Below are 2,755 nucleotides of genomic sequence, written 5' to 3' on the forward strand. Positions count from 1 at the left end.
AGGATAGCTTATCGGTAGCTAACCGTCCCTCCATCCACATGACCAAGCGTTGCACTTATTATCTGAATTCGCGACTTTCCCTTTTTTTATATGCTAAAGTTTTGTATCGATTTCAAGTAGGGTACCGTTCCCGATGTAAAGATTTTCTCTTTTAACAGTGCTTATTTTCCGCGTTGCCGTTGGCTGCGTGGGCTTCTGTTATTTAAGATGAGAATCTTTCTGTATGAACATGTTACTGTTTGCGCTTATTGATGCGCTTCGAAACCATCGCTGGCTTCGTTTCCTTGGGGTTGCCTATATCCTGTCATCGCTGGGCAATGGGCTTACTCAGGTCATTATTTTCGGTCAGCTCTTACACTGGCATGCTTCTCCTGCGACACTTACCACCGTGTATATGTTGTCGATGCTGCCCAGCTTTATTGGCAGCATCTGGGGCGAGATACTGTGTAAGAAGACGTCACCACTTCGAATCCTGATTTTTACCGAGATATCTGGTCTGCTTGCGCTTGTTTTTCCCTTGTATGGTTTGCTGTATCATAACGTGCCGGCGCTACTGGTCGCGCAGTGTATCGAGGCTCTGCTCAGCGGCATAAGTTACCCGGCGCTGACGTTGTTGTTCAAACGTGGATTGCGCCATGATGAACTCCCAGCTGCAACGGCTATGGAAACCATCATTTTTGCCTCACAGGTGTTGTTGGGGACCGGACTGGGTGTTCTTCTGTTTGACCTGATTGCTCCGCAGCATCTGCTTTCCATTGATGCCCTTAGTTTTACGGCTTCTACGATTCTGCTTATGATGTCTGCCGCTGCTTTTTGTGGAGCAGAAGGTTGGCCAACAGAGGTTACGCCGGTCAGACAGGAATCCCTCTGGCGCGTCATATCACCCTTGCAAAAAAGAAGCATTTTGCTGTTACCGGCGCTTGCCGCTGTGGGATCTCCCGCGATGGCGCTTTTACCTGCACTGGCACAGGAAATAAGACCTGAAGATTCTGCCGGACTGGCCTTGCAGCTACTCTTTGCACGAAGTCTTGGACAGCTCTGCGGGCCGCTGATGCTTGATGCCAGTAAATTGCAGCAGTATGCCGTTAATAACAGGTTGTTGCTGACCTGTCTGAGTTTATTTATTGGAAGCTATTTTTTATTACCGCTATCTGCCGGATATCCCTATACCGGACTGGTTCTTATCTTCAGTGCGCATATGACATCGAATATTGTATTTGCTTTGGGTACGTTTGGTATTTTGAGGAACTTCCCGCAGACACAGGTTGCAAAAGCCAGTGCGATGTCATGGCGTGTGCAGGTAATGACCGCCACTGTTTTCACCGGTATAACCAGTGCAATGGCGCAATACTTCGGCGCATTTTATGCACTTTATAGTATGTCGCTGTTCAGTCTGGGAGCTGTCGGAGTTTTGCTCTGGTTAAACAGGACGAGAGCACTAAATAAAGTGAACTTGCGCCTTAGAGAGTAAAGGGAGCGGCTGCTCATTATCTAAGCTAGCTAACCGGATTGGCATAGTTGCTATGGGCGGTGCAGTAAGTAACTAGTATAATCAACCTATCTGTCGACCATTAGTTGGCAGATTTTTTATCGCAAAACGACTGCTTTTGGCACAGGGCTGCTGTTGCAGCCCTGACAACCTTAGACTTCAATCGACTCAGAGATCTCCAACGCATCATCGACTTCAATCCCCAGATAGCGAACCGTACTCTCCAGTTTCTTATGGCCTAACAAGAGTTGAATCACACGAAGATTCTTGGTTTTCTTGTAGATCAGGTAAGGTTTTGTTCTTCTCATGGAATGCGTGCTGTAAAGCGAATCTTCGAGACCAAGCTTTGCTATCCACCCATGAAAAATTCGGTTGTATTGCCGGGTTGATATGTGTTGGCAAGTACCGACCCGAGACCGGAACAGAAAGTCTTTACTGTGCAAATTGCCACGTTTTATCAATGCAGTAACAGCTTCTCTTGTCCCTTTAGTTATCTCAAATTGGACAGGGCTACCGGTTTTCTGTTGCAACACCGTTGCTCTGCTTGAAACAGAATTGCCATATGCAACATCTGATACTTTGAGTTTGACCAGATCACAGCCCCGTAGCTTACTGTCCAAAGCCAGGTTGAACAGAGCTAGATCGCGTGTTTTATCTTCCAGTTCAAGTCTGATTCGGATTCCCCAGATATGAGATATCTGAAGTGGCCTTTTTTGACCGATGATACGATCTTTGTTCCACGGTGACGTTTTCATACTTAAAATCTCCTGCAATGTGGGAGATTTGAGTATGGTTGTCCCTCAAGAGCGAGGAGCAGACGGAACGACTAAAGTGTTCTCAAAAGCCTAGCCGGATTACCTGCATAAATTCCTTTAACTAGTATCGGGCTGATTACAACGCTACCCGCGCCAATAACCGCCCCACTGCAGATTTCTGGTGTAAGGATTGTCGCTCCGCTTCCGATAGTGACGGCATTGCCTAATACAATGTGAATCCAGTTTTCAGAAGATGAATCAGGTCTGCCACTTTTGAAAAGGTCGTTAGCAAAGGTAACGCCATGACCTATGAAGCAGTCGTCACCGAACGTAACGTTCTCGCAGATGAAGGTGTGAGACTGAATTTTTGTTCATTTGCCTATAACACATCCTTTTTGTATCTCTACAAAGGGGCCAATAAACACGTCATCGCCTAAGGAAGGTGCGATTTAATCGGTGGGGTTCAGTGGAGTCCTTAGCTGTATTAGCCTTACCTTAGCTGAGCTGTATT

2 protein-coding genes and 1 pseudogene are annotated in these 2,755 nt (G+C 46.6%); 1 reads left to right on the top strand and 2 read right to left on the bottom strand.

The window, feature by feature from the left end:
• Positions 1 to 223 precede the first annotated feature (223 nt).
• Positions 224 to 1,471, top strand: coding sequence for an MFS transporter (locus tag ACSZO1_RS22095; RefSeq protein ID WP_437616495.1), 1,248 nt, complete (start codon positions 224 to 226; stop codon positions 1,469 to 1,471).
• Positions 1,472 to 1,641: 170 nt separating this feature from the next.
• Here the strand turns inward: ACSZO1_RS22095 and ACSZO1_RS22100 are convergent, their stop codons facing one another.
• Positions 1,642 to 2,244, bottom strand: a complete 603-nt coding sequence (locus tag ACSZO1_RS22100) for a site-specific integrase (RefSeq protein WP_426812150.1) — start codon at positions 2,242 to 2,244, stop codon at positions 1,642 to 1,644.
• Positions 2,245 to 2,315: 71 nt separating this feature from the next.
• Positions 2,316 to 2,681: pseudogene (locus tag ACSZO1_RS22105) on the bottom strand (acyltransferase); the annotation flags it as partial.
• Between the last annotated feature and the right edge of the window lie 74 nt (positions 2,682 to 2,755).

The organism is Erwinia sp. V71 (assembly GCF_965644245.1).
In the GTDB taxonomy this organism is placed as follows: domain Bacteria; phylum Pseudomonadota; class Gammaproteobacteria; order Enterobacterales; family Enterobacteriaceae; genus Erwinia.